The 20,799-nt window shown below is 69.6% G+C and carries 25 protein-coding genes and 4 pseudogenes; 18 read left to right on the forward strand and 11 right to left on the reverse strand.

Features of this window, described 5'->3' with window-relative positions:
• Positions 1–443: IS256 family transposase (locus A3IC_RS0105190; RefSeq protein ID WP_020549013.1), on the forward strand; the 443-nt coding region annotated here is incomplete at its 5' end.
• A gap of 911 nt (positions 444–1,354) precedes the next feature.
• On the opposite strand, the gene A3IC_RS0105200 is transcribed toward A3IC_RS0105190, so the two are convergent.
• Entirely contained in the window at positions 1,355–1,720 is a 366-nt protein-coding gene (locus A3IC_RS0105200; RefSeq protein ID WP_020549015.1) for a hypothetical protein, read from the reverse strand.
• Between the two features lie 111 nt (positions 1,721–1,831).
• On the opposite strand from A3IC_RS0105200, the gene A3IC_RS0105205 reads away from it, so the two are divergent.
• The 7 genes and pseudogenes from A3IC_RS0105205 (at position 1,832) to A3IC_RS0105230 (ending at position 6,504) form a co-directional block, all read left to right on the forward strand.
• On the forward strand, positions 1,832–2,218 hold the full coding sequence (locus A3IC_RS0105205) for a hypothetical protein (protein WP_020549016.1): 387 nt from the start codon (positions 1,832–1,834) through the stop codon (positions 2,216–2,218).
• The gene (locus A3IC_RS52595) at positions 2,215–3,198 is read left to right on the forward strand and encodes a hypothetical protein (protein ID WP_020549017.1); all 984 of its coding nucleotides are present in this window, start codon (positions 2,215–2,217) and stop codon (positions 3,196–3,198) included. The genes A3IC_RS0105205 and A3IC_RS52595 overlap by 4 nt, the downstream gene beginning before the upstream one ends.
• The gene (locus A3IC_RS0105215) at positions 3,195–3,578 is read left to right on the forward strand and encodes a roadblock/LC7 domain-containing protein (protein ID WP_020549018.1); all 384 of its coding nucleotides are present in this window, start codon (positions 3,195–3,197) and stop codon (positions 3,576–3,578) included. The genes A3IC_RS52595 and A3IC_RS0105215 overlap by 4 nt, the downstream gene beginning before the upstream one ends.
• Before the next feature lie 109 nt (positions 3,579–3,687).
• Entirely contained in the window at positions 3,688–3,909 is a 222-nt protein-coding gene (locus A3IC_RS73355) for an integrase core domain-containing protein (RefSeq protein WP_425387305.1), read from the forward strand.
• A 275-nt stretch (positions 3,910–4,184) separates the two neighbouring features.
• Positions 4,185–4,893 (forward strand): annotated as a pseudogene (locus tag A3IC_RS52600) (transposase); the annotation flags it as partial.
• An 81-nt stretch (positions 4,894–4,974) separates the two neighbouring features.
• The gene (locus tag A3IC_RS0105225; RefSeq protein ID WP_026217907.1) at positions 4,975–5,859 is read left to right on the forward strand and encodes an IS5 family transposase; all 885 of its coding nucleotides are present in this window, start codon (positions 4,975–4,977) and stop codon (positions 5,857–5,859) included.
• Positions 5,860–6,114: 255 nt separating this feature from the next.
• Positions 6,115–6,504 carry a hypothetical protein gene (locus A3IC_RS0105230; RefSeq protein ID WP_158695809.1) on the forward strand — a complete coding sequence of 130 codons (390 nt, stop codon included), beginning with the start codon at positions 6,115–6,117 and terminating at the stop codon, positions 6,502–6,504.
• On the opposite strand, the gene A3IC_RS69960 is transcribed toward A3IC_RS0105230, so the two are convergent.
• On the reverse strand, positions 6,501–6,839 hold the full coding sequence (locus tag A3IC_RS69960) for a hypothetical protein (RefSeq protein ID WP_191864105.1): 339 nt from the start codon (positions 6,837–6,839) through the stop codon (positions 6,501–6,503). The genes A3IC_RS0105230 and A3IC_RS69960 overlap by 4 nt on opposite strands.
• A 577-nt stretch (positions 6,840–7,416) precedes the next feature.
• Here A3IC_RS69960 and A3IC_RS0105240 point away from each other — a divergent pair.
• Together A3IC_RS0105240 and A3IC_RS0105245 are read left to right on the forward strand one after the other, a co-directional pair.
• Entirely contained in the window at positions 7,417–8,046 is a 630-nt protein-coding gene (locus A3IC_RS0105240; protein ID WP_020549022.1) for a PDDEXK family nuclease, read from the forward strand.
• 313 nt (positions 8,047–8,359) lie between these two features.
• Positions 8,360–9,499: a Fic family protein gene (locus tag A3IC_RS0105245; protein WP_020549023.1), complete on the forward strand. Its 1,140-nt coding sequence runs from the start codon at positions 8,360–8,362 to the stop codon at positions 9,497–9,499.
• An 83-nt stretch (positions 9,500–9,582) separates the two neighbouring features.
• Here the strand turns inward: A3IC_RS0105245 and A3IC_RS0105250 are convergent, their stop codons facing one another.
• Complete coding sequence (locus tag A3IC_RS0105250; protein ID WP_158695810.1) at positions 9,583–9,870, reverse strand: hypothetical protein; 288 nt, start codon at positions 9,868–9,870, stop codon at positions 9,583–9,585.
• Between the two features lie 138 nt (positions 9,871–10,008).
• On the opposite strand from A3IC_RS0105250, the pseudogene A3IC_RS0105255 reads away from it, so the two are divergent.
• Positions 10,009–10,278: pseudogene (locus A3IC_RS0105255) on the forward strand (transposase); the annotation flags it as partial.
• A 461-nt stretch (positions 10,279–10,739) separates the two neighbouring features.
• The gene (locus tag A3IC_RS68310) at positions 10,740–10,901 is read left to right on the forward strand and encodes a hypothetical protein (protein ID WP_020549026.1); all 162 of its coding nucleotides are present in this window, start codon (positions 10,740–10,742) and stop codon (positions 10,899–10,901) included.
• Positions 10,902–10,941: 40 nt separating this feature from the next.
• On the opposite strand, the gene A3IC_RS52610 is transcribed toward A3IC_RS68310, so the two are convergent.
• Together A3IC_RS52610 and A3IC_RS0105275 are read right to left on the reverse strand one after the other, a co-directional pair.
• On the reverse strand, positions 10,942–11,511 hold the full coding sequence (locus A3IC_RS52610; protein WP_158695811.1) for a hypothetical protein: 570 nt from the start codon (positions 11,509–11,511) through the stop codon (positions 10,942–10,944).
• On the reverse strand, positions 11,508–11,846 hold the full coding sequence (locus A3IC_RS0105275) for a PadR family transcriptional regulator (protein ID WP_020549028.1): 339 nt from the start codon (positions 11,844–11,846) through the stop codon (positions 11,508–11,510). The genes A3IC_RS52610 and A3IC_RS0105275 overlap by 4 nt, the downstream gene beginning before the upstream one ends.
• A gap of 358 nt (positions 11,847–12,204) precedes the next feature.
• Here A3IC_RS0105275 and A3IC_RS72935 point away from each other — a divergent pair, with 358 nt between their 5' ends.
• Positions 12,205–12,792, forward strand: coding sequence for a serine hydrolase domain-containing protein (locus A3IC_RS72935; protein ID WP_321184075.1), 588 nt, complete (start codon positions 12,205–12,207; stop codon positions 12,790–12,792).
• A gap of 47 nt (positions 12,793–12,839) precedes the next feature.
• Positions 12,840–13,187, forward strand: a complete 348-nt coding sequence (locus A3IC_RS72940; RefSeq protein WP_321184074.1) for a serine hydrolase domain-containing protein — start codon at positions 12,840–12,842, stop codon at positions 13,185–13,187.
• 110 nt (positions 13,188–13,297) lie between these two features.
• Here the strand turns inward: A3IC_RS72940 and A3IC_RS69965 are convergent, their stop codons facing one another.
• Entirely contained in the window at positions 13,298–13,825 is a 528-nt protein-coding gene (locus A3IC_RS69965) for an SRPBCC family protein (RefSeq protein WP_245599155.1), read from the reverse strand.
• Positions 13,802–14,338 (reverse strand): annotated as a pseudogene (locus tag A3IC_RS70610) (YbhB/YbcL family Raf kinase inhibitor-like protein); the annotation flags it as partial. The pseudogene A3IC_RS70610 and the gene A3IC_RS69965, both read right to left, overlap by 24 nt.
• Before the next feature lie 56 nt (positions 14,339–14,394).
• Between A3IC_RS70610 and A3IC_RS0105290 the strand changes: the two are divergent.
• Complete coding sequence (locus tag A3IC_RS0105290; RefSeq protein ID WP_020549030.1) at positions 14,395–15,078, forward strand: GntR family transcriptional regulator; 684 nt, start codon at positions 14,395–14,397, stop codon at positions 15,076–15,078.
• Here the strand turns inward: A3IC_RS0105290 and A3IC_RS0105295 are convergent.
• Complete coding sequence (locus A3IC_RS0105295) at positions 15,038–15,484, reverse strand: hypothetical protein (RefSeq protein ID WP_158695812.1); 447 nt, start codon at positions 15,482–15,484, stop codon at positions 15,038–15,040. The genes A3IC_RS0105290 and A3IC_RS0105295 overlap by 41 nt on opposite strands.
• A gap of 272 nt (positions 15,485–15,756) precedes the next feature.
• Positions 15,757–16,056: pseudogene (locus tag A3IC_RS64265) on the reverse strand (transposase family protein); the annotation flags it as partial.
• Between the two features lie 641 nt (positions 16,057–16,697).
• Here A3IC_RS64265 and A3IC_RS61830 point away from each other — a divergent pair.
• From A3IC_RS61830 to A3IC_RS70615, 3 genes are all read left to right on the forward strand, one after another.
• Positions 16,698–17,738 carry a HEAT repeat domain-containing protein gene (locus A3IC_RS61830; RefSeq protein WP_158695813.1) on the forward strand — a complete coding sequence of 347 codons (1,041 nt, stop codon included), beginning with the start codon at positions 16,698–16,700 and terminating at the stop codon, positions 17,736–17,738.
• Between the two features lie 410 nt (positions 17,739–18,148).
• Entirely contained in the window at positions 18,149–19,384 is a 1,236-nt protein-coding gene (locus tag A3IC_RS0105305; protein ID WP_020549033.1) for an IS110 family RNA-guided transposase, read from the forward strand.
• Positions 19,385–19,683: 299 nt separating this feature from the next.
• On the forward strand, positions 19,684–19,788 hold the full coding sequence (locus A3IC_RS70615; protein ID WP_020549034.1) for a DUF6300 family protein: 105 nt from the start codon (positions 19,684–19,686) through the stop codon (positions 19,786–19,788).
• Between the two features lie 169 nt (positions 19,789–19,957).
• On the opposite strand, the gene A3IC_RS52630 is transcribed toward A3IC_RS70615, so the two are convergent.
• The gene (locus A3IC_RS52630) at positions 19,958–20,101 is read right to left on the reverse strand and encodes a hypothetical protein (RefSeq protein ID WP_158695814.1); all 144 of its coding nucleotides are present in this window, start codon (positions 20,099–20,101) and stop codon (positions 19,958–19,960) included.
• Positions 20,102–20,356: 255 nt separating this feature from the next.
• A partial coding sequence (locus A3IC_RS0105320; RefSeq protein WP_020549013.1) for an IS256 family transposase occupies positions 20,357–20,799 on the reverse strand: 443 nt, incomplete at its 5' end.

The following is a 20,799-nucleotide window of genomic DNA, read 5'->3' on the forward strand; positions in this document are numbered from 1 at the left end:
CCTCGCCGCGATTCGCCTCGAGAAAGGACCACACCGAACTCGTCGCCGCCCTCAAGGCGATCCACACGGCCCCGACCGAGCAGGCCGCCGAAGGGGCGATGGACGAGTTCGCCGTCTCGGACCCGGGAGTTCGCTACCCGGCGATCGTTCAGACCTGGCACCGGGCGTGGCCGGAGTTCGTCCCCTACCTCGCTTTCCCGCCCGACATAAGGAAGGTCGTCCACAGCACCAACATGATCGAGTCGATGAACGCCGGACTGCGGAAGGCCACCCGCAACCGCGGTCATTTCCCGACGGAACAGGCCGCGCTCAAGGTGCTCTACCCGGCGGTTCGCGAACAGATCGAGCCGCGGGCACGCGATGTGAACCTGGTCGCGCCACACTGGAAGAACGCCCTCAACGCCTTCGCGCTCTTCTTCGAAGACCGCATCAGCGTTCAGTAGCCACCTCAGGGCTTACACAAAGAGGCGGACACGCCCGCGGTTGCTGTATGTGTTGTTGATGGCGAGTGCCCACGAGAGTGGTCTGCCGGAGGCGCATGACATGTTGGGAATCGACAAGGACGCCGCCGAGCTGTTCCTGAAGGAGTTGGCGGCGGTCGGTGCGATCGGGATCGGGCGGCACGGCAACGACGCCGAGGATGTCCTCACCGTTTACGAGCATGTGGTCGACGAGTCCCTGGGCTGTGAGCGGTGCTCGCGTTGTGGCGATTGTGTGTGTCACGAGGATCACGCCCTGTGTCGCGGGTGCGCGCGCCACGCGGGGAGGCGGCGGGAAGCGGAGGAGAATCTCGCGCGTTGGCAGGGGAGTTGGACAGCGGCCGCACCTACGCGCACGGTTCCACCGGCGGTCTTCTCCACCGATGGAACTGCCCTTCCCTGCCCTCGGAGGAAGCGGTGCGCACGGCCTTGGGGATACTCGACGACGATCGCGCGGTCACGGCCGCCCGTGCCGGCCCGGGGCCGAACTCGGCATGATCCGGGTTCCGCGAATGCCGCGCCTGTTCACCGCGGACGAACTCCGACGCCACACTCGGCGCCGCCGGAATTGCCGGTTGTGCGCTCCCGATCCCCTGTGACGGGAGGGCGATCGTCACGTGCCCGTCGGGGCTGGCGATCGCGGCAAGGAGAGCGGCGTTGTAGCCGGTTCCGGCGCCGAGTCCGAGGACGTGGTGGCCCGGTTCGACGGCGAGTTGTTGGCGACGATCGTCGGTTGCCAGCATATCCCGGATTTCGGTTACATCAGGGAGAATTCGAAGAATTCGGGCGCAGTGATCGTCCCCTTTCCCGGAGAAAAGGGGACGGGAAAGCGACATGCCGGCCCGATTGCGATGGCGCCGGCAGTCGATATCAGCCTACACCTCGAGAATCCCTTCGATGCGCTTGAGCGTGTGGCGGGCCAATGCCAGATTGCTCCGCGAACGGACGAGCGCGAGGTAGAGGAAAAGCGAGCCGTGCGCGCGGGTCAGCGGGCGCAGCAGGTGGTATTGGGTGCCGAGGGTGATCAGGATGTCCTCGACCACGTCGTCGAGCCCCAACGAGGTCAGCGTCCGCGCCTTGGCCTTGACCACCTCGGTGTTCCCGGCGGCGGCGACCTCCAGGTCGAAGTCCTTGCCGCCACCCAGCGTGCCGAGCGTCATCCCGCTGTCGTAGTCGACGAGGGCGGCGCCGATGGCGCCGTCGATGGTCATCGCTTCCTTGAGCGCGGCCTCAATGTTCATCGCGTTTCCTTTTCCTGGCTTTCCTCGGAGATTCCTACGCACGGAACCAAGGCGACTACTAAACGTCAGTCTTCGTTCCCTATTCCAGAGATCTGCCATAAAGTACTCTGCATGCTGTCACAAAGTGAAGGGGGACAGTCGCATCCCCTGGAGGCATCGCTCTCCGGAGTTCTCGACTATCCCGGAGTAATCGGCGCCGCCCTGATCGACGCGGTCACCGGTCTCGTCTACGCCGAGGTCGGTGATTGTCGCGCCCTGGGCAACGGCACCGAACTCGCCGACCTGACGAACCTGGTCACCGACCGGTTGACCGAGGCGGGCGCCGCCGGAGAGGTGGAGAGCGTGGTCGTGAACAGCCGGCGATACCACCAGATCACCCAGGTACTGCCGCGTCGGGGCGACGACTTCCTGCTGGCGACCGTGGTGGATCGGGCCGAGACCAATCTGGCCCTGGCGATTCGGGCGACCGCCGAGCACGCGAGGAACGTACTGGCATGAACAGCCCCGCCGTGGCGCACGGTCCGCGCAACGTCCCGGCCCTGCTGATGACGCTGCACCGCGAGCGGTTCACCGGAGCGGTCGTGGTGTCGGGCACCCCCGGCGGCACCCTGCACCTGCGGGACGGACTGGTCGTCGCGGTCCGAACTCCGGCCTCCCCCGCGCCCGACGTGCTGCTGTTGCGCTCGCGGCGGATCGCCGAGCCGGACTGGATCGCGGCCGGCGAGGCGAGTCGCACCGACGGCCCACTCGCGGACACGCTGGTGGCGCTCGGCCTCGTCCGCGCCCCGGAACTGAGCGCGCTGTGCCTGGCCACGGTCTTCGACGGCGCCTTCGCGATGTCCCTGGGTACCTCCGCCGGTTGGCAGGTGGACGACTCCGTGCCCGCACCCGACCTGATCGCCGAGCCCGGGGTGGAGCCGCGGCGGCTCACCGACGAGACCGCGCGCCGGATGCTGGTGTTGTCGCAACTCTGGGGTCCGCTGGTGGACTTCGCCGCGACCCGGATCAACCCCGCGGCGCAACCGGCCGTCGGCACGTTGCCGGTGCGCTATCGGGACATCCTGCTCGGCGCCAACGGCCGCCGGGCTCCGCGCGATCTGGCGTTCGCGCTCGGCCGCGGCCTGTATCCGGTGATGCTCGACCTCGCCCGGATGAGCGCTCGACGACTCGTGCAGCGCGATGCGCCGGCCGGCGCCGGACCGACACCCATCGTCGCCCCGCGCGACTTCACGACCGGCGCGAGCGCCCCGCCTCCGCAGGCCCCGCTGCCCCGGCGCAACCCCGGTACGCACGCGCCCGATTCGGTGCCGGGTGCCCCGCCGGCCGAGGTACCCGGCAGCGCCGGCCGGATCCCGACCCCACCGGTGGACATCGGGGCCCGTCCCGCCGCCCCCTCGGGCGACACCCCGCCGTCCGCTCCGCCATGCGTCGAGCACGACCTTCGAGATCACCCGGCCCAAGGAGAAATCACGCCATGAACAACCAGGCACCCAACGACGCCGTGATCCTCGAACTCAAGACGCTCCGCGAACGCGTCATGGGCATCACCGAGAGCGTGGTCTCCACCGGCGACGGGCTGCTCGTCGCCGGCGACACCGTTGCGGTGCACGGGGAATCGCTCGCCGCCCTCGCCGCCGCCGCGCTCGCGCTGGGCAGCCGGACCGCCGGGGAGGCGGGTCTGGGCGGCCTGCGCGACGTGGTCGCCCGCTGCAACGGCGGACATGTGGTGATCCTGGCGATCGGCAACCACGCTCTGCTGGCGATCGTCGGCGACGAGGGGTTGGACATCGCCGGGCTGTACCGCGAGTCGCCCGCCTCGATCGCCCGCCTCGACCGGATCCTGACCGGAGCCGCGTAGTCGGGGCGAGCGCCCCCCGGGAGCGGTCGCGTTCGCCGGGCACCACGCCTTCGACATCGACGTGCCGGCCATCTACCGGCCTCGGGGCAAGAACCGGGCCGAGCGGCAAGTGCTGATCGTCCGCGCGAGCGTTCCCCTCCATCGACGAACTCGACGCCGCGTTCAAAGCGCCAAACACTGGCCCACCGCCCGACAGGCCCGACTCGATACCTTCCGCTGGGCCAACCGCTACAACACCCGACGCCGCCACTCCCATATCGGCCAACTCGGCCCCACCACCTACGAAGCCGAGCTTCGGACGATCTCGCCTACACTCGCAAACGCCGCATAAGTGTCCTCACATCGGGGGGAAGCCCCCTGGGTCTTCGGTGACTGCGGTGAGGCTGGATACCGTCTGCGCGCTCCTCGGGCCGCCGAGTTCCACCCACCGTGGGACACGGCGCGCGTCAGAGCCCCTTCTGTCTGGCAGCGAGCGAGACGGCGAATCTCCCGTCTGCCTGGGGGTGCTTGCGCTTTCGCGTGCGTTCCCTCCGAGCGGGCGCTTCTTGTCGCAGGCGGAGGTGGCGCGTCGGTCGGGTTGTTCGCCGTGGGTGGGATGATCTTGGTGTGGCTGGTGTGATCACGGCGTCGGAGCCGTCCTGGACAGCCCCGTTCACCGGGCTGAGCCCGCGCCGGTTCGGCAGACTGATGACCGTGCTGCGCCGCGAAGGCGCCGACCGGCCGGGCAAGGGCCGGCCGTGGGCCCTGCCGCTTGAGGACCGCGTCCTGCTTGTCGCCGCGTACCGGCGCACGAACCTGGCACTGCACCAACTCGCCCCGCTGTTCGGCGTATCGAAGTCCGCTGCGGACCGCGTCGTGGACCACCTCGGCCCGCTGCTCGCGCTCCAGGCCCCGCAAGCGGTTCCGCAAGGACACCGTGCCGATCGTCGACGGCACGCTCGTGCCCACCCGCGACCACACCGTCGCCGAGAAGTCGAAGAACCACCGGTACTCCACGAACCACCAGGTCGTCATCGACGCCGCCGACACCCGCCTGGTCGTCGTGGTCGGGCGACCGGTCACCGGGAACCGCAACGACTGCAATGCCTGGGAGTTGTCCGGCACCAAAGGCGCCGTCGGCACCGCCCGCGTCATCGGCGACGGCGGCTACCGCGGCACCGGCGTCCTCGTCCCCCACCGCCGCGAACGCGGACAAGACGAACTCCCCGACTGGAAACACGAACACAACGCCTCCCACCGCCGTGTCCGCGCCCGCATCGAGCACGTCTTCGCCCACATGAAGACCTGGAAGATCCTCCGCGACTGTCGCCTGAGAAAGTGTTGGGCAACTGATCATTTTCGGTCTGTTGTGTAGATCGTTGGTGTGGTTTGTCGGCGGCGGCTCACGATCGCGGGCATGTGCGTGTGTGTCTGCAAGCCGCCGTACGACTCGTCGTTGACGGATCGGCAATGGGCTTTGATCGAGCCGTTGTTGCCGGTTCGGGACCCGGCGCGGGGTGGTCGGCGGTTGAGGTTCCCGCGTCGGCTGGTCGTCGACGGCATTCTGTACGTCCTGGTGTCGGGGTGTGCGTGGCGGATGATGCCGCGCGACCTGGTGCCGTGGGATGCGGCGTATCGATGGTTTCGGGCGTGGGCTGCGGACGGGACGTGGGAGCGGGTCCACGATGCGTTGCGGGACCGGGTGCGGATCGCCGACGGGCGTGATCCGCAGCCGTCCGCAGCCGTGCTCGACGCGCAGACCGCGCACAGCCATCGGGGCGGTGAGGCGATCGGTTTCGACATGGGCAAGCGCACCCGCGGCCGCAAGCGGCACATCCTCGTGGACACGTGCGGGCTGCTGTTGAAGGCGGTCGTGCACGCGGCGAACGTGCNGGATCGAGCGGGGGCCAAGCTCGTTCTTGCGGGTCTGTCGACGGCGTTTCCGCTGGTGGGGCTGGTGTGGGTGGACGGCGGATACGTCAATTCGGTCGACGACGGCCTGATCGGGTGGGCGGAGGAGAACGAGCGGGTCAGACCGGAGGTCGTTCCTCGGAACGCGGATCCGAAGGGCTTCCACGTCCTGCCGCGCAGGTGGGTGGTGGAGCGGACGTTCTCCNGGTTGGGGCGGTGCAGAAGGTTGGCAAGGGACTACGAACGCANGACGGCGCACGCCGAGGCCATGATCAAGGTCGCCATGATCCGGCTCATGGCCGCCCGCCTCGCCGGCGAGGAGATCACACCCAACGGCCCCATCGAGACCGAAGCCGCACGACGCCTCGCCGAGGACACCAAAGGCCAATAGCTCCGGTTGCCCAACACTTTCTTAGGCTGACGACCGGGCTATTCGAATGGGGGCTCGTAGATGGTGCCGGTTCAGGGGATACACACGGATCCCTTCCCGATCGGGGCTGCGGTAGTCATGCTCGTGGTCGGTGGGGCGGTCGCCGCCTCTACCGCGCTCTCGGCCGGGGGATCCGAGCCGAAGGGCGATGGCAAGTCCCTGAGGAGCTGGCTGCTCGGACTCGGCATGGCGTTGTGCGTGCTGGGCGGAGCTGGTTTGGTTGACCACTACTTCGAGAACCAGCGGACGAGCGACGGACTGCACGCCGCCGGTCGCCGGATCATCGACAACGCGGTGGAGAAGGCCCGGCACTGCGACCCCTCGTCCCCTGAACCCACCTTCGTCTATCCGAGCGGATCGGTGCCCGGCGGGGCTGCCACGTACGTCCCGTCGCCGTGCAGCACCTCCCCGCGTGACGTACTGCGGTCGAACTCGACGACATTGACCGCCCCGATCGGGTACTACAAGGCGGAGGAGGGAGATTCCTTCTCCACGAACGGGCACGTGACGGTGACTGACGTGAACAACGGCAAGCAAGTCTGCGCCACCGTTCCGGACATGGCGAACGGCAGCGGCTCTGTTACCGACGGCCCGTGCCGGGATTAGAGGCCGCCGTCGAGTTCGTCGAGGCTCTCCCCGCCTTTCCCCGGGACGCTGTCGCAGAGGTCCTGCTCCCGCCCTTCTCGCACGGAACGCGCCGGCGGGGGAATCCGGGCGGGTGTGCCGCAGGCGAGGAGGCGTTGTTCGGTGCGGGTGGCCTGGCCGGTGCGGGCGCGGCGCATGAGCTGGTCGAGGGCTTGTGCGAGGTTCGCTTCGTGGATGTCGGCATCGATATGGCGGCCGGCGGTGGCACGCAGGTATTGCCAGATGCGTTCGTCGAACAGGCGGTGGACGTGGTCGCGGTGGATCCATGGCACTTCGACGAACTCCCCGTCCGGCAACCGGACCCACACCTGGCGGCCGTCGTGGGGGTTCTGGTGGACCTCCCACTTCCCGCCTCGTGCCACCACTCCCGCGGACCATCCCCGGGCCAAGGACCGGATGATCGTAGGTGCGGTGGCCGATGTGGATCCCCCGGTCGGTGACGGCCTGCCATCGCACCGGCAGCGGTTCGAGGTAGTCGCTGCCGGTCAGCGGTACCGACACGTACCCGGCCACCGCGACCAGCGCGGCCCACCCACATCTGATTCGGCGTCAACGCGACCCTCGGCATCACCGGATGCCGCAGCCCCTCGTGCGGGCGCTGATGCCAGTGCACGAGCCATTCGTCGAGCAGGTCCTGCAACTGGGCGACGCTGAAGCACGCCCCGCGTTCGACATCCCTGTCACGCCGGCCGGCGTCGGAGCCGGTGTATCCGGGAAGGTGTTGGCAGAACAGGGTGTTGATCGATCCGAAGGTGCGCTCGACGAAGCCCTTCGCCGTCGGCGCGAACGGCGGGGCCGGCTGCACGCCGATCCCCAGCGTCTCGCACGCGGCGGTGAACGCCCCCGACACGAAGACCTTTCCCCATTCTCGACGTGCCCGTGGTCGAACGCCGATGGATCCGAGAGTTCGTCACCGGTGACTTCCACGGCCCCGCCGCCCCGCCGGCATGGCGCCGATGGGTCGAGACGAACACCTACGTCCCCCGATCCGTTGCGAAAGCGCGCACCTCCGACGAGCAGCACCCGGATTCGGCGGGGCACGACCTCGTCGAGGAGATCGTCGCGTTCTGCGCCGACGATTCCTCGGCCTTCGAACGCTGCGCCGCCGCGCTCTGGCGCATGACCGCACCCGCGACGCACGACCTCGTGCCACCCGCCGGGGAACCCACCACGACCGGCGACTGGACAGGACGGTATCTCCTCGGCCCCGTCGACGACCCCATGGCCCTCGAGTTCGGCCTCGCAGCCCGGTGTCACCGCGCCGACGACCCGATTCGAGCGAGCGACGTGCTACCTCTGCTCGTGACCGTGCGCGACCGGCGAGCGTTCGGCGTCTTCGTCACCACATCGTTCTTCGAGCCCTCGATCCATCGCCAAGTTCGCGAAAGCGGGTATCCGCCGACCCTGATCTGCGGGAAGGACATCAGCCTTCTCCTCCGCGCCCACGGCTACACCACCCGTGAGAAGGTGCGTACCCGGCTGATTCGAACGCCGGGCACCTGACGGCCGCGACGAACGCAGAACCCGCCCCGACACCCACCGCTGCGCCGCGCGGCCCGGCCACACCCACCTCACCGCCCGATCCGTGCCCACCAGTCGCTGCGTTCCCGGACGTCGCCGTCCCACGGCCCGGCCTCGCGACACCCGGCCCGGCCACCACCCGCCGCCGCACCTTCGACCCCGCCCTCGCGCACCGCCGCCGTGTGACACCCCACGCCCACCCGCCGCTGCGCCGTACGACTCATCGGCGCCCACGCCAGTCCACGTGGCCGAAAGCCGCAAGCACGGAATGATAGGAGCTTGGTATCATTGCCGCATGCTGTATGCGACTCCCCATCTCGAGCCCGTCGATCTGCAGGTCCTGGAACAGGTCGACGCGATGCGTGATCAGCTGCGCCACGCGGTGCAGCAGGCCCCCATGAAATGGACCCTCGACCTACGCAAGGCCCTGACGGCCAGCGCCATCGCGGCGTCGAACACGATCGAGGGCTACCGGGTCGACGCCAGGGACGTCGCGGACCTGATGGACGGAGAGCGCGAGGTCGAGGCCAGTGACGAGAACAAGGCGGAGACGCTGGCCTATCAGCAGGCCATGACGTACATCCAGTCGCTGCACGACGTCGCCGACTTCCGGTACGGCAAGGAACTGCTGAACGCGCTCCACTGGATGCTGCAGGGGCATCATCATCCGCTGAAGACGGCGGGCCAGTGGCGAAAGACCTCCATTCGGATCACGGCCCCCGGCGACGAGCTGGCGACGGATTACCAGGGGCCGGATCAGGAACTGGTCCCCGGCCTGATGGGCGAGCTCGTCGACTGGCTGAACGAGGGCGACCTCGACGACCACGTGCTCATCCGGGCCGCGATGGCGCACCTGAACCTGGTGAAGATCCACCCGTGGTCGGACGGCAACGGACGGATGTCCCGCTCGCTGCAGACCCTGCTGATCGCCCGCGGCGGCGTCCTGGCCCCCGAGTTCTCCTCGATCGAGGAGTGGCTGGGGATGCCCGGCAACACCTGGGACTACTACAAGGTGCTCCGCGAGGTCGGCGGCCCCGTCTGGTCGCCCGAGCGCGACACACTGCCGTGGATCAAGTTCAACCTCCTCGCCTACCACCAGCAGGCCCAGCGAGTGCGGCACCGTGTCGGACGCTCCAACGAATGCTGGGTGCAACTCATGGAGGCCGCCGAAGCCGACGGCATCACCGAACGGCAGGTCACAGCCCTCCACGAGGTCGCCATGGTCGGCAGAGTGCGGCGCTCCCGTCACGAACGAGCCGAAGCGATCAACACCCAACAGGCGACACGCGACCTTCAAGCGCTGACGAAGGCAGGGGTACTGACCGCCGTGGGACAGACCAAGGGCCGCCACTACGTCGCCGGCCCCCGCTTCCCGCAGAACGTGCTGGAGATCGCCAAGCGACCCCACCGCATCGTCAACCCGTACACCGAGTGACGCGCAGGGGGACTTGTGCAGCCAGGGATGGCACCGGCCGGCCGACACCGGCTGCCGGAGCCGGTGGGTCGGACGGTCCTATGTCATCGGCGGGTCCGACGGGCCATAGGAATACCCGCCCCACCCGGGTTGCCTCGTGCGTACGGCCGGGCCGCGTCCGCAGTGCTGTCGGTCTGCGCCCCGCGCAACCCCACCAGCTGCTCCTCCGCGTCACCCATGAGCGCGGTGATCAGCATGCGTTCCTCCGCCGGCACCGTCGAGCGCCACAGCGTCCCCGAGCCGCCCGCCCTCCGCTCCCTGCCCCAAGACCGCAACGGATCGGCCGTGGTCGCCAGCCGATCCTCCTCCCGCACCCGCCACGGGTCGTCCACCCACCCGAACCCCACACCCGGACCCGCGACGACCGGAACCATCCGCCCCGGCTCGCCGGTACGCCGTGAGCTGCTCTGAGTTTGGTGGAGTCCCGGAAGCCGGGCTATGGTGCCCGGCGTAAAGGGGCACCACAAGCTATGCCGGCACCACGTAAATACCTCGATGAACTGCGGGAACGGGCGGTCCGTGAGGTACGTACCTCCGGGCGTCCGGTCGCCCATGTCGCCCGGGACCTGGGCATCCACAAGGAGGCCCTGCGGAACTGGGTCCGCCAGGCCGAGGCCGACGCCGGCGAGCGGACCGACCGCCCGACCACCGCCGAGTCGGAGGAACTGAGGCAACTCCGCAGGGAGAACGCCGAGTTGCGGCGGGCCAACGAGATCCTCAAGACCGCCTCGGTGTTTTTTGCGCAGGAGATCGACGGTCCCCGGACGAGGCCGAGCAGGTGATCGACCACCTGCGTGACAAAGGCGACTGCGACCACGTCGGGCAACGAGGTGGTCCTCAAGGACGGCCGGGGACGGCTTTTGCGGTTGTCCCTGAAGGAGCTGTTGTTCTCCGACCGGGCGGTTGTGATTCCCGAGCAGCTCGGACCGGCGGCTGATGACGCCGAGGAGATCGCCTCCGTGGTGCTGGACCAACTGCAGGAAGCCGAGCGGCGCAAGGTTCTCGAACGGGCTGAACATGTCCGCGAGTTGTTGACCGGATATGTCTCCGGAAGCCCGGAGCTGGTGCGTGAGGGCGAACCGCAGCGTGACTATGCGCCCGGCGGGGCCGGTGGAGTCCAAGTACGTGGCGAAGGCCGCGGAACTTGGAGTTCATGTCCGTACCGTCAAGCTAGTGACCGTGGCCTTGACATACGGCCCGGTTGGCGTCGTCGGTGGGCCTGGCGCGCGACCTCGCCGTCGGTGCCGGCGGCCTGGCGACGGCCCGCCGGCACCGCTCGGCGACCATCGAGGCGGCCGAGGAGGCCGGCGCCACGAGCGGCCTGTCGACCGCGGCCCCGTGGCGGGTCACCTCCGCGACCTGACCGACGCCCTCGGCCGAGCCCGACGGTGCGCCCTCGGGGGTCAGGCCCCGCTCGGGGCGCCGGGCAGTGCCGGCTGCGGCAGCTCGGTTCCGTCCGCGGCGAACCGATGCTTGTGCAGCGTGCGAGTGCGATAACGCCTGGAGTACAGGGGGTTGAAGATCCCCAGTACGAGTACGGCGAGCAGGACCCACGGCCCGGGTTGGGGTGGAAGCAGGAGTCCGGGCTCCAGGAGAGCGGTGAAGCCGGGTCCGCTCAAGACCATCATGAGTACGAAGAGGCCGATGCCCTCCAGATGACCACAGAGGTTTCTGCGGAGGAAGTGGAAACGGCCGAGGGCATCGTCCCGGACCCACATGCGGTACCGATCCGGGACACGTTTGGCGAACAGGCGGTAGGCGAGCCAGTGGTGCAGCGGAGGGCGGTCCCGCAGCCGGGTCAGCAGCCCGCCACGCACGATGTCCCACGCCTCGCCCATCGACGGCCGGGTCGCGCCGGGCGGGGCGGCGTCGAGCAGGGTGCCGATGAGTTCGGCCTCCCGGGCGTCCCGGTAGCGGGGCGGGTAGGCGCGCAGCAGCAGGCGACTGTGTCTCTCGTACGTGTCGTTCATCATCCCGCCGGGTTGAGTGCGAAGGGAGGGGTGCCGAGCCGGCGCGCGGCTCGCTGGGCGAGCTGTGCCAGTCGTGCGGTTTCGGTGGTGAGGGCTTGGCGGCCCTCGCCGGTCAACGTGTAGTAGCGGCGGAATCGGCCGCCGACGACCTCTTCGCGGTCGGGTGCGACCAGGCCGTCGCCGGCGAGCCGGTCCAGCGCGCCGTACAGGGTTCCCGCGCCCAACTTGACTCTCTCGTCGGAGAGTTCGCGGACTGCGGTAATGATCCCGTAGCCGTACAGCGGCTCGGGGGCCAGTGCGAGCAGGATGAGGTAGCTCTGCTCTCTCAGTGGCTTCATGACTGTTATATATCGTGCAGCGATATGTAACGGCAAGAGACAGCCGGGGGGTTGGCGCCACCCGAAGTCGGGCGGCCGGCCGGATCGTGCCGGGTGGGTGTGGGCGCGGATCCTGGATCAGGCAACCGACCGGCATCTCCCCCCAGGAGTTGACTCGTGCGTTCATCGGCACGGCACAGGCACCACCCTTCCCGACGACCCCGGATCGGCCGGCGCGGCACGGTCTCGGCCGTGGCGGCGCCGGCCGCCGGCCTGATCGTGGAGGGGGTGATGGCACCGCCCGCCGCGTCGTACGCCGTCCGGCCGGCCGGACGGCGTACAGCGGGGCCTGAACGCGCTGGTCGGGCCCGACGGCTCGCTGGGCGCGCCGGGCGCGCTCGCGAGCGTCAAGGACCGGGACGGGCACACCCGTACGTACACCGCGGGCGTGGGCGACATCGCCACCGGCGCGAAGGTGCCCCGGGACGGCCGGGTCCGGGTCGGCGGCAACACCAAGGCGTTCACCGCGGTGGTCGTACTGCAACTGGTCGGCGAGGGCGGGATCCGACTTGACGAGCCGATCGAGACCTACCTGCCGGGCGTGGTCCACGGGGACGGGAATGTCATCACCGTCCGACACCTGCTCCAGCAGACCAGCGGGCTGCCCAACTACACCGAGTTCAACCTGCAACTCCGGTACTACGAGCCGCGCGAGCTGGTCGACATCGCGCTGCAACACCCGGCCGACTTCGCGCCCGGCGAGCGCTGGAAGTACAGCAACACGAACTACGTACTCGCCGGCATGCTCGTCGAGAAGGTGACCAGGCACCCCATCGCCCGAGAACTCGACCGGCGCATCATCAAGCGCATCGGCCTGCGCGACACCTACTTCCCCGCCCAGCACGGCAGCACCATCCGGGGCCCGCACCCCAGGGGCTACGACCGGGAGTTGCCGGGGCGCCGCTGATCGACATCACCGAGACGGACCCGTCGTGGGCGTGGTCGGCCGGCCAGATGGTCTCCACCGACTCCGACCTGAACCGCTTCCACGGCAAGCTCCTGAAGGGCGACCTCCTCGAATCGGCCCAACTCGCCGAGATGCGCGGCAACACCCGCCCGGCGGACGAGACTTTCGGGCCCGGCGCCCGCTACGGCCCGGGCCTGGTCGGCAAGCCGCTGTCCTGCGCCGGCGGCGACGAGCTGTACCGGGGCCACGGCGGCAGCTTCCCGGGCTACGAGACCCGGGGCGGCGCCACCGACAAGGGCCGCGCCGCCAACGTGGCGGTCACCGTCCAGCTCGGTGACGAGGCTGCCAGGCAGCGTGTCGACGACATCGTGACCGCGGCCCTCTGCCGCCGCTGAGAGGGGCCTCCCGGGTTCGTCCGACGGAACGGGTCGGCGGCGGACGTGCGACCCGTCGGACGCCTCGGGCGCGCCGGGGTGGTGGGTCGGGCGGTCGGGCGGTCGAACGGTCAGGCCGCGGCTCGCCGGCGGACGGTACGTTCGAGGATTCCGAGGGTGGCCTTGAGCGCCGACTCTGGGACCACCGGGAAGGTGAGGCGCCGCTTCCACTCCTCGGCGAGCCCCGACCAGTCGTAGTAGGACGTCACGAGGGTGCCGTCCTCGGCCGGCTCCAACCGGTAGCCGTACACGTGGCGGACGTGCGGTCGGATGCGGCCCTCGACGGTCCAGGCGATCTCCTCGTTCGGGACGAGCTTGGTGATCACGACCTCGACGTCGTACTTGCCCAGGGGGAAGTCCCCGAGGGCTTCCCGGTCCATGTGGACCAGGAAGCGGTCGCCGGGGCGTTCCACCGGTCCGCCCTCGGCGTCGAGGAGCATCCCCGAAGCGTCGATGTCCACGTGGCCCTGCGGGTCGGTCAGGACCGCGAAGACGGCTTCGGCGGAGGCGGGGACGAGGCGGGAGACCTCGACGCGTTCGACGACCTCGACCGGGTCGATCTCCTCGCCCTCACCCGGAGTTCGCGCCGTGGCGGTCAGGGTCGCCCGGCCGAGGGTGCGGGTGGACATGGTGAAGCCGAGCTGGGCGGGGGTGCCGTCGACGGGGACGCCGATGGACTCGACGTCGAGGGCGTGTACGACCACGAGGTAGCGGTGCCGACCGTGCCCGACCGGCGGGGCGGCGCCGATGAAGCGGGCCGCACGGGCGTCGTTGGGCAGCTGGAAGGCGCCTTCGGGCAGGCCCGAGCCGGTGTCGTCGCCCGCGCCCTCGGGGAGTTCGGTGACGGCGGCGGGGATGTCGGCGACCGCCCAGTGCCAGAAACCGGATCCGGTGGGGGCGTCGGGGTCGTGGATCGTGACGGCGTAGCTCCTGGTGCCTTCCGGCGCTCCGCTCCAGGAGAGGTGCGGGGAGAGGTCCCTGCCGCCCGGGATGCCGAACATGCCGGAGAGCTGCGCGGGCGCCCAGGGAGCGCCGTCGGCGACGGAGGTGCTGGTCACGGTGAACGGGGCAGCCTCGGCGGGGAGGCGGGTGAAGGGGTTGTCGGTGTTCATGGATCGACGATAACACGGATAATCGATTATCTGGAGGATCGTCTATAGTGAGCGGCGTGACTCAGACGTTCCCCGCCTCGTCCGCACCGGCGAAGCAGATGCTTTCCGAGCAGGTGCACGCCCGCTTGCGGGACGCGATCATGCGTGGCGTACATGCCCCCGGTGACGCGCTCAAGCCGCAGGACCTCGCGCGGGCGCAGGGCGTGAGCCTGGCCGTCGTCCGCGAGGCGCTGGTGCGGCTGGTCGGTGAGGGACTGGCCGACCGGCTGCCCAATCGAGGGTTCGCCGTGCCGACCTTCTCCGATCGGCGCTGGCAGGAGATCGCCGAGGCGCGCCGGGTCGTGGAGCCGGTCGTGCTGCGCATGTCCGTCGAGCGCGGCGACGTCGACTGGGAGGCACGCGTACGGGCGGCGCACCACCGGCTGGCCCGCACGGTGCCGTACGACACCGAGGAGGGCGAGTACTACAGCAGCGCCTGGGCCGAGGCACACCGGGCCTTTCACCGCACGCTGCTGGAGGGCTGCGGCAATCCGGTCCTGCTGGAGACGTTCGATCGCATGTGGACCGCAAGCGAGTTGGCCCGCCGCTGGTCGGCCCACCGCAACCCCGACCGCGACGGCATCGACGAACACCGCCGACTGGAGGAGGCGGCCCTGGCTCGCGACGCCGACACCGCGGCCGAGGTCCTGACCACACACCTCACCCGAACCGCCGCCGACCTGACCCTCCCGGAAACCTGACCCGGCTCCGGCTCGTCACCGGACCGACCCGTCGAATCGCGAAGCAGAAGGCGACGATGAGCGCGTACCAGAGGGTCGTCGCCCAGTGCCAGGCGCCGATGCCGACGAGGAAGAGCGCCCAGAGCAGAAGCAACGCGTGACCCACCGCCGTCGCCGTGAACGCGCGCGATCGCAGGGCGGCCGAGCGGACGACGAGGCCGAACACGGCGTAGAAGTCGATCCCGGCCATGATCAGGGCTACCAGCGTCGAGAAGTCGCGGCCCTCGGACGCGACACCGTAGCCGTGAACCGTGGAGGGCCCCATGAACGGTCCCGTCAATGGAGGCATGGCGTTCGAGTCGAGCCCGACACGGTCGATGCCGACGGCCACGGCGTACCAAAGCCAGACGAACACTTCGAGAACCAACAACGACCCGAGCCAGATACACAGATACCTCAGGCCCCATGCGCGCGGCGACTTCGAACGAACCACGTTTCCCCTCGGAATCCGGCCCCACCCCGAAACCCCCGCAGCAGCGCGCCCCAGGCCGCCGAAACGGTCCCGAGGTGGCCACGCCGGCGGTTTCGGGCAGACACGAGGCACAGGTTAGGGCCTGATCCGCGGCGCCCCTCCCGCCCCGTCCGAAGCGCGCCGGAGGTGCCGGCGGTCACCGACCTGGATCATCGGGCAGGGCCCTTCGGAACGCGGATGCGTCGCAGCAGCCGCAGTGCGGTGGCGAACGAGACGGGTACGGCCGGCGACCGGGTGAGCCGGGCGGACGCCCGGCCGCATAACTCCCGAACCACCCCGGAGAGTTGGCCGGTCAGCCGCGTGGCGCGGCGCTGATGGCGCTCCAGCAGCCCGGGAACCTGCTCACGGAAGGTCTGCCGAGGGCAGCCCGGGACGGGACAGACCAGCCGCCGTATCCTCACCCGGACCACGACCTGGCGGCCGTCGACCGGTACATCCCTCACCGTCCGACGGTGATACCCGTGCACTGCGGACGGCGGGCGGTCGTGCGACACCGAGCCCTGACCGGACACGGCCGTCGTCGTCTCGACGCCCGAACTCCGGTACGGGCCCGGCGTTTCGTCGGCGTCCCCGCCTCGCGGAGACCGCGCCGGCACCGCCGCGAGTGTCGCGCTCTTGCGGACGGACCGCCTCGAAACCGATCGCGTTCGTTTCGACACAGGACTCCCCATCCCCCCGGCTGGGCCCCACCGACCACAACCGAGCCCATCATCGCGGAAGCGTGATCGAGGGGATCAGCCGTCAGCTCACTGAATGAACCATTCCATGGGTCTTTTCGCTACATGGATCTACTCCCGACAGCAACGAACGCCCCGACCCCAGGCCGAGACAACAACACCCAGGGAGAAGAGGATGACCGGCCGTGCTCGAACGGCCTGAACGACCACACCGCGCGCTGTGACTCCTCCACCACGCCCCACACGCCCACTCCCACGCCGATCTCCGCTGCCCGTACGACGATCCCCGGCCGCGCTGCCGATCCGCGCACGCCTTCGGGGAGGCTGCGGGCGCCGGACGACAATCCCGTGTTCGGTTGTTCGTTCGAGTGATGTCGGCGCGTCGTGGTAGGCAGGGGTCTTTCGGCCGGCGACAGCCGGGGGAGGCGACCGTGACGTCCGAGGATCTCGTGTTCGATTTCGAGCGGGTGTGTGCACATGGATTCGAGGTGTACGAGGGAACCGCGCTGGATGTGCGGACAGTGATCGCGGGCCTGCCGAGGGACGTCAGGGACGGGTTTCTCCTCGAGGAGGTGCCGTGGGGTCGGTTCTCCCACGCGTACGGCTCGGGCGAGGACGTGCCCGACTACTTGGAGCGGACGCGTTCCGCCGACGCGGCCGAGGCGCGGGAAGCACGCTCGTCGTTGGGCAACTCCGTCTGCCATCAGGGCACGACGGGTTCGGTGGCGCCGCTGATGGTGCCGTTCCTGCTTCGGATCGCCGCGGACCGGATTGCGCACGAGCGGGCGAACGCACTTGCCCTGGTCGCCGCGGTGGCGTGTCGCAACCACTGGGGCGACGGGTCGCGCGCCGCCTTGTTGCGGGTCGCCGATGCCGACGACGATATGCACTTCGACGTGGGCGGTTATCCGCAGAACTGGTCGGTGCGGGCAGCGCGGGACGCGATCGCCGCGGACGCGCACATCCCGATCGCCCTCCTGCACGACCCCGATCCGCGGGTGCGGGAGCAGGCGGCGTGCGTCCTGGCCGCGTCGTCCGGCCGCGCCCGGGAGATCTCCGCCGCGCTGCACGAGCGGTTCCGCGTCGAGGAGGTTCCCCGCCTGCGGGCCGGCCTGGTCCTGGCGATCGCGCAACCGGCGAGGGAACACCGCCACGAGGACGCCGCCGCGTTCACGCGCGCGTGCTGGTCCGACCCCGCACGCTCGCCCGAGGTCAGGGTCGCCGCCGCGCTGGGATGGCTGTGCCTGGTCGACGACCCGGCCCCCGAGGACCTGCGCGCCGTCCTGGACGAGCTGGTCACGCACGAACTCGGCCTCCTGATGGCCGAGGTGCCCTGGATACGGCAGGTCGATCACTACTTCGGCGCCGGACTGACACACACCCTGAACCACATGTTCGACCCCGTCCAACGCCCCGCGTTCCCCGATACCTGGGGAGAGCCCGAGGGGTTCGCCGACGACCCACCCTTCTAATAGCTCATCGGCGAGCCTGAACGCATGAGCGCAAGGGCCTGCCGAGCGAGGTGGAAGCCTGCCGCCCTTCCGGGACTTCGATCCCCCGTGTCAGACCGGCTCCACCTCGCCCAGCCCTGCCGAGCGGAGACCTTCGGTAGTTCCGGGAGCACAGATCCCTCATCCAAGACGGGTCCCGTCCGGCAGGAGCATCGGCACCAGGTTTCATGTCCTCAGCCCGCCAGCAGGGGCTGACCTCTCAGCAGTTCGCGAGCCCAGAGCTCTCCAGCAGACCGAGGTCCCTGCCGGTCGCTGGAGACACGAACGGCTCATGAGATGGCGTGCCCCGAGCACTTCTATTAGAGCGCCGCGTGCTCCGCCCGGGAACTGACCAGCAGCTCTGCTGCACGACGGCGTGATGGAGGAAGAGGTTGAGCGCGATCTTCTGCGGCATCGACTGGGCCGAAGGACACCACGACATAGCCCTGGTCGACCAGGACGGCAGTCAACTGGCCAAACTGCGAATCAGCGACGACAGCGCGGGATTTCATGCGCTGATGGAACTGCTGATCCGGCACGGCGACTCCGCCGAGGACCCGATCCCGGTCGCCATCGAGACCCCGCGTGGGCTGCTGGTCGCAGCCCTGCGGACCACCGGCCGCAAGGTCTACGCGATCAACCCGTTGGCCGCCGCTCGCTACCGCGACCGCAGCAGCGTCTCCCGGGCCAAGTCCGACGCCGCCGATGCCCGAGTGCTGGCCAACATCCTTCGCACCGACCGGCATGCCCATCGGCCGCTACCCGCGGACAGCGAAGGCGGACAGGCCGTCGCCGTCCTCGCCCGCGCCCAACAGGACGCCGTCTGGGACCGGCAGCAGATGGTCAACCGCCTCCGCTCCCACCTGCGCGAGTACTACCCGGCTGCCCTCACGGCCTTCCACGGATCCGGCAACCTGGGACTCGACTCCGCTCACGCCCGCGCGGTCCTCGCCGTGGCCCCCACCCCGGCCGCCGCGGCCAAACTCACCCGAAGCCAGTTGCGCGCGCTCCTGACACGGGCAGGCCGCCTGCGCCGCGGCATCGACGCGGAAGTGGAGCGGCTCCGGGATATCTTCCGCGCGGACTACCTCCACCACCGGCCCTTGGTCGAGCAGGCCATGGGACACCAGACCGCAGCCCTTCTCCAGCAGCTCAACGCTGCCTGCAGTAGCGTCGCCGACCTCGCAGCGGCGACGGAGGAGGCGTTCCTCGCGCACCCGGACGCCGACATCATCACCAGCTTCCCGGGCCTGTCTGTACTGTCCGGGGCCCGGGTCCTGGCCGAGATCGGCGACGACCGCGAACGATTCGCGGACGCCAGAGCGGTCAAGGCATACGCCGGCGCGGCACCCGTGACACGGGCATCAGGCCGCAGCCACGTCGTCGTGGCCCGTGCCGTCAAGAACCACCGACTGGCTTCGGCTGGCTACATGTGGGCCTTCGCCGCACTCCGCACCGATGCCCCACGAGCTCACTACGACCGGCGCCGAGCCGGTGGAGAACGCCACACGGCGGCGCTGAGGAACCTGTTCAACAAGTTCCTCGGCTGTCTCTACCACTGCCTCCAGAGCAGGACCACGTACGACGCCGACCGGGCCTTCGCACCCGTTCTGGACTTCGCCGCCTGATCACGGACTTGACCCTCAACGACATGAGATGTCTGAGACCGGCGCCGGGGGCACCGCCGCTGCGGTGTTGCGTCGGTCGGCGACCGCGCGCCGCTGCCGCCGCCGGCGTCGCGTTTCTCCTGGACGTTCCGGGCCACTCTCCGCAGGCACCACGAACGGAGCGCGAAGACGGTGCCGGCTCTCGAGGCGGCAGCCTCGTGTTCAGCCGGCGTCGCCTGACTCGTCCAACCGCGCCCTGTGTCGCTGGATGGAGCGATCGGGCTGCGGCCCTCGCCGAGGACGAGCCGGGAACGGCGCCGATGGTGTCGCCGGCGACGCTCTGGCTGGAGTTGTGCGCGGCCTGCGACCCGGCCGAGGCCGCTGCGGGCGCGTTGTTGCGGTGGTTCGACGAAGACGGCGGGTGAGACCTGTGGCGCGTCGACGAAGGCGCCCGGTTGCCGGCCGCATGGATGCGGGAAGGCATGGCCGAGCACGGCTGGTTCTTCCGGGAGTGGCCCGTCGAAGGTCCATGGACGGGTGAACCCTACGAAGGGCACTCGCCCCGACCGGGCCCACTCGCATGCTCGTCCGTGCCTATTCGTCGGAGTCGGGGTCCCAACCACACCCCACGAGCAGTTCCCGGACCCGGCGCACGTTCGGGTCGGTCGATTCAAGGTCGCCGGCGATACCGTACGCGTCGTGGTGGGCCTCCGCGAAGGTGGTGAACGCGAGCATCACGTCCCCAGGTTGCGCGTCGACATCCACCACGAGCCGTCGCGGTCGACCCACTCCACCACGAACCCCCTCCGCATTCCACAACGACCCCGGCCCCCGCTTTTCGCCGGCGCGTGCCGAGTTCGGCCGGCAGCCGCTCCCACGCCTCGCCGGGCGATCCGCATGGGGCGCGTCACATTTGTCGAGCCGTCTCCCGCGCCTCACCTTGACGCGCCTCGCCGCGGGCGTGTCCGCCTCTTTGTGTAAGCCCTGAGGTGGCTACTGAACGCTGATGCGGTCTTCGAAGAAGAGCGCGAAGGCGTTGAGGGCGTTCTTCCAGTGTGGCGCGACCAGGTTCACATCGCGTGCCCGCGGCTCGATCTGTTCGCGAACCGCCGGGTAGAGCACCTTGAGCGCGGCCTGTTCCGTCGGGAAATGACCGCGGTTGCGGGTGGCCTTCCGCAGTCCGGCGTTCATCGACTCGATCATGTTGGTGCTGTGGACGACCTTCCTTATGTCGGGCGGGAAAGCGAGGTAGGGGACGAACTCCGGCCACGCCCGGTGCCAGGTCTGAACGATCGCCGGGTAGCGAACTCCCGGGTCCGAGACGGCGAACTCGTCCATCGCCCCTTCGGCGGCCTGCTCGGTCGGGGCCGTGTGGATCGCCTTGAGGGCGGCGACGAGTTCGGTGTGGTCCTTTCTCGAGGCGAATCGCGGCGAGG

Source organism: Embleya scabrispora DSM 41855, assembly GCF_000372745.1.
In the GTDB taxonomy this organism is placed as follows: Bacteria; Actinomycetota; Actinomycetes; order Streptomycetales; family Streptomycetaceae; genus Embleya; species Embleya scabrispora.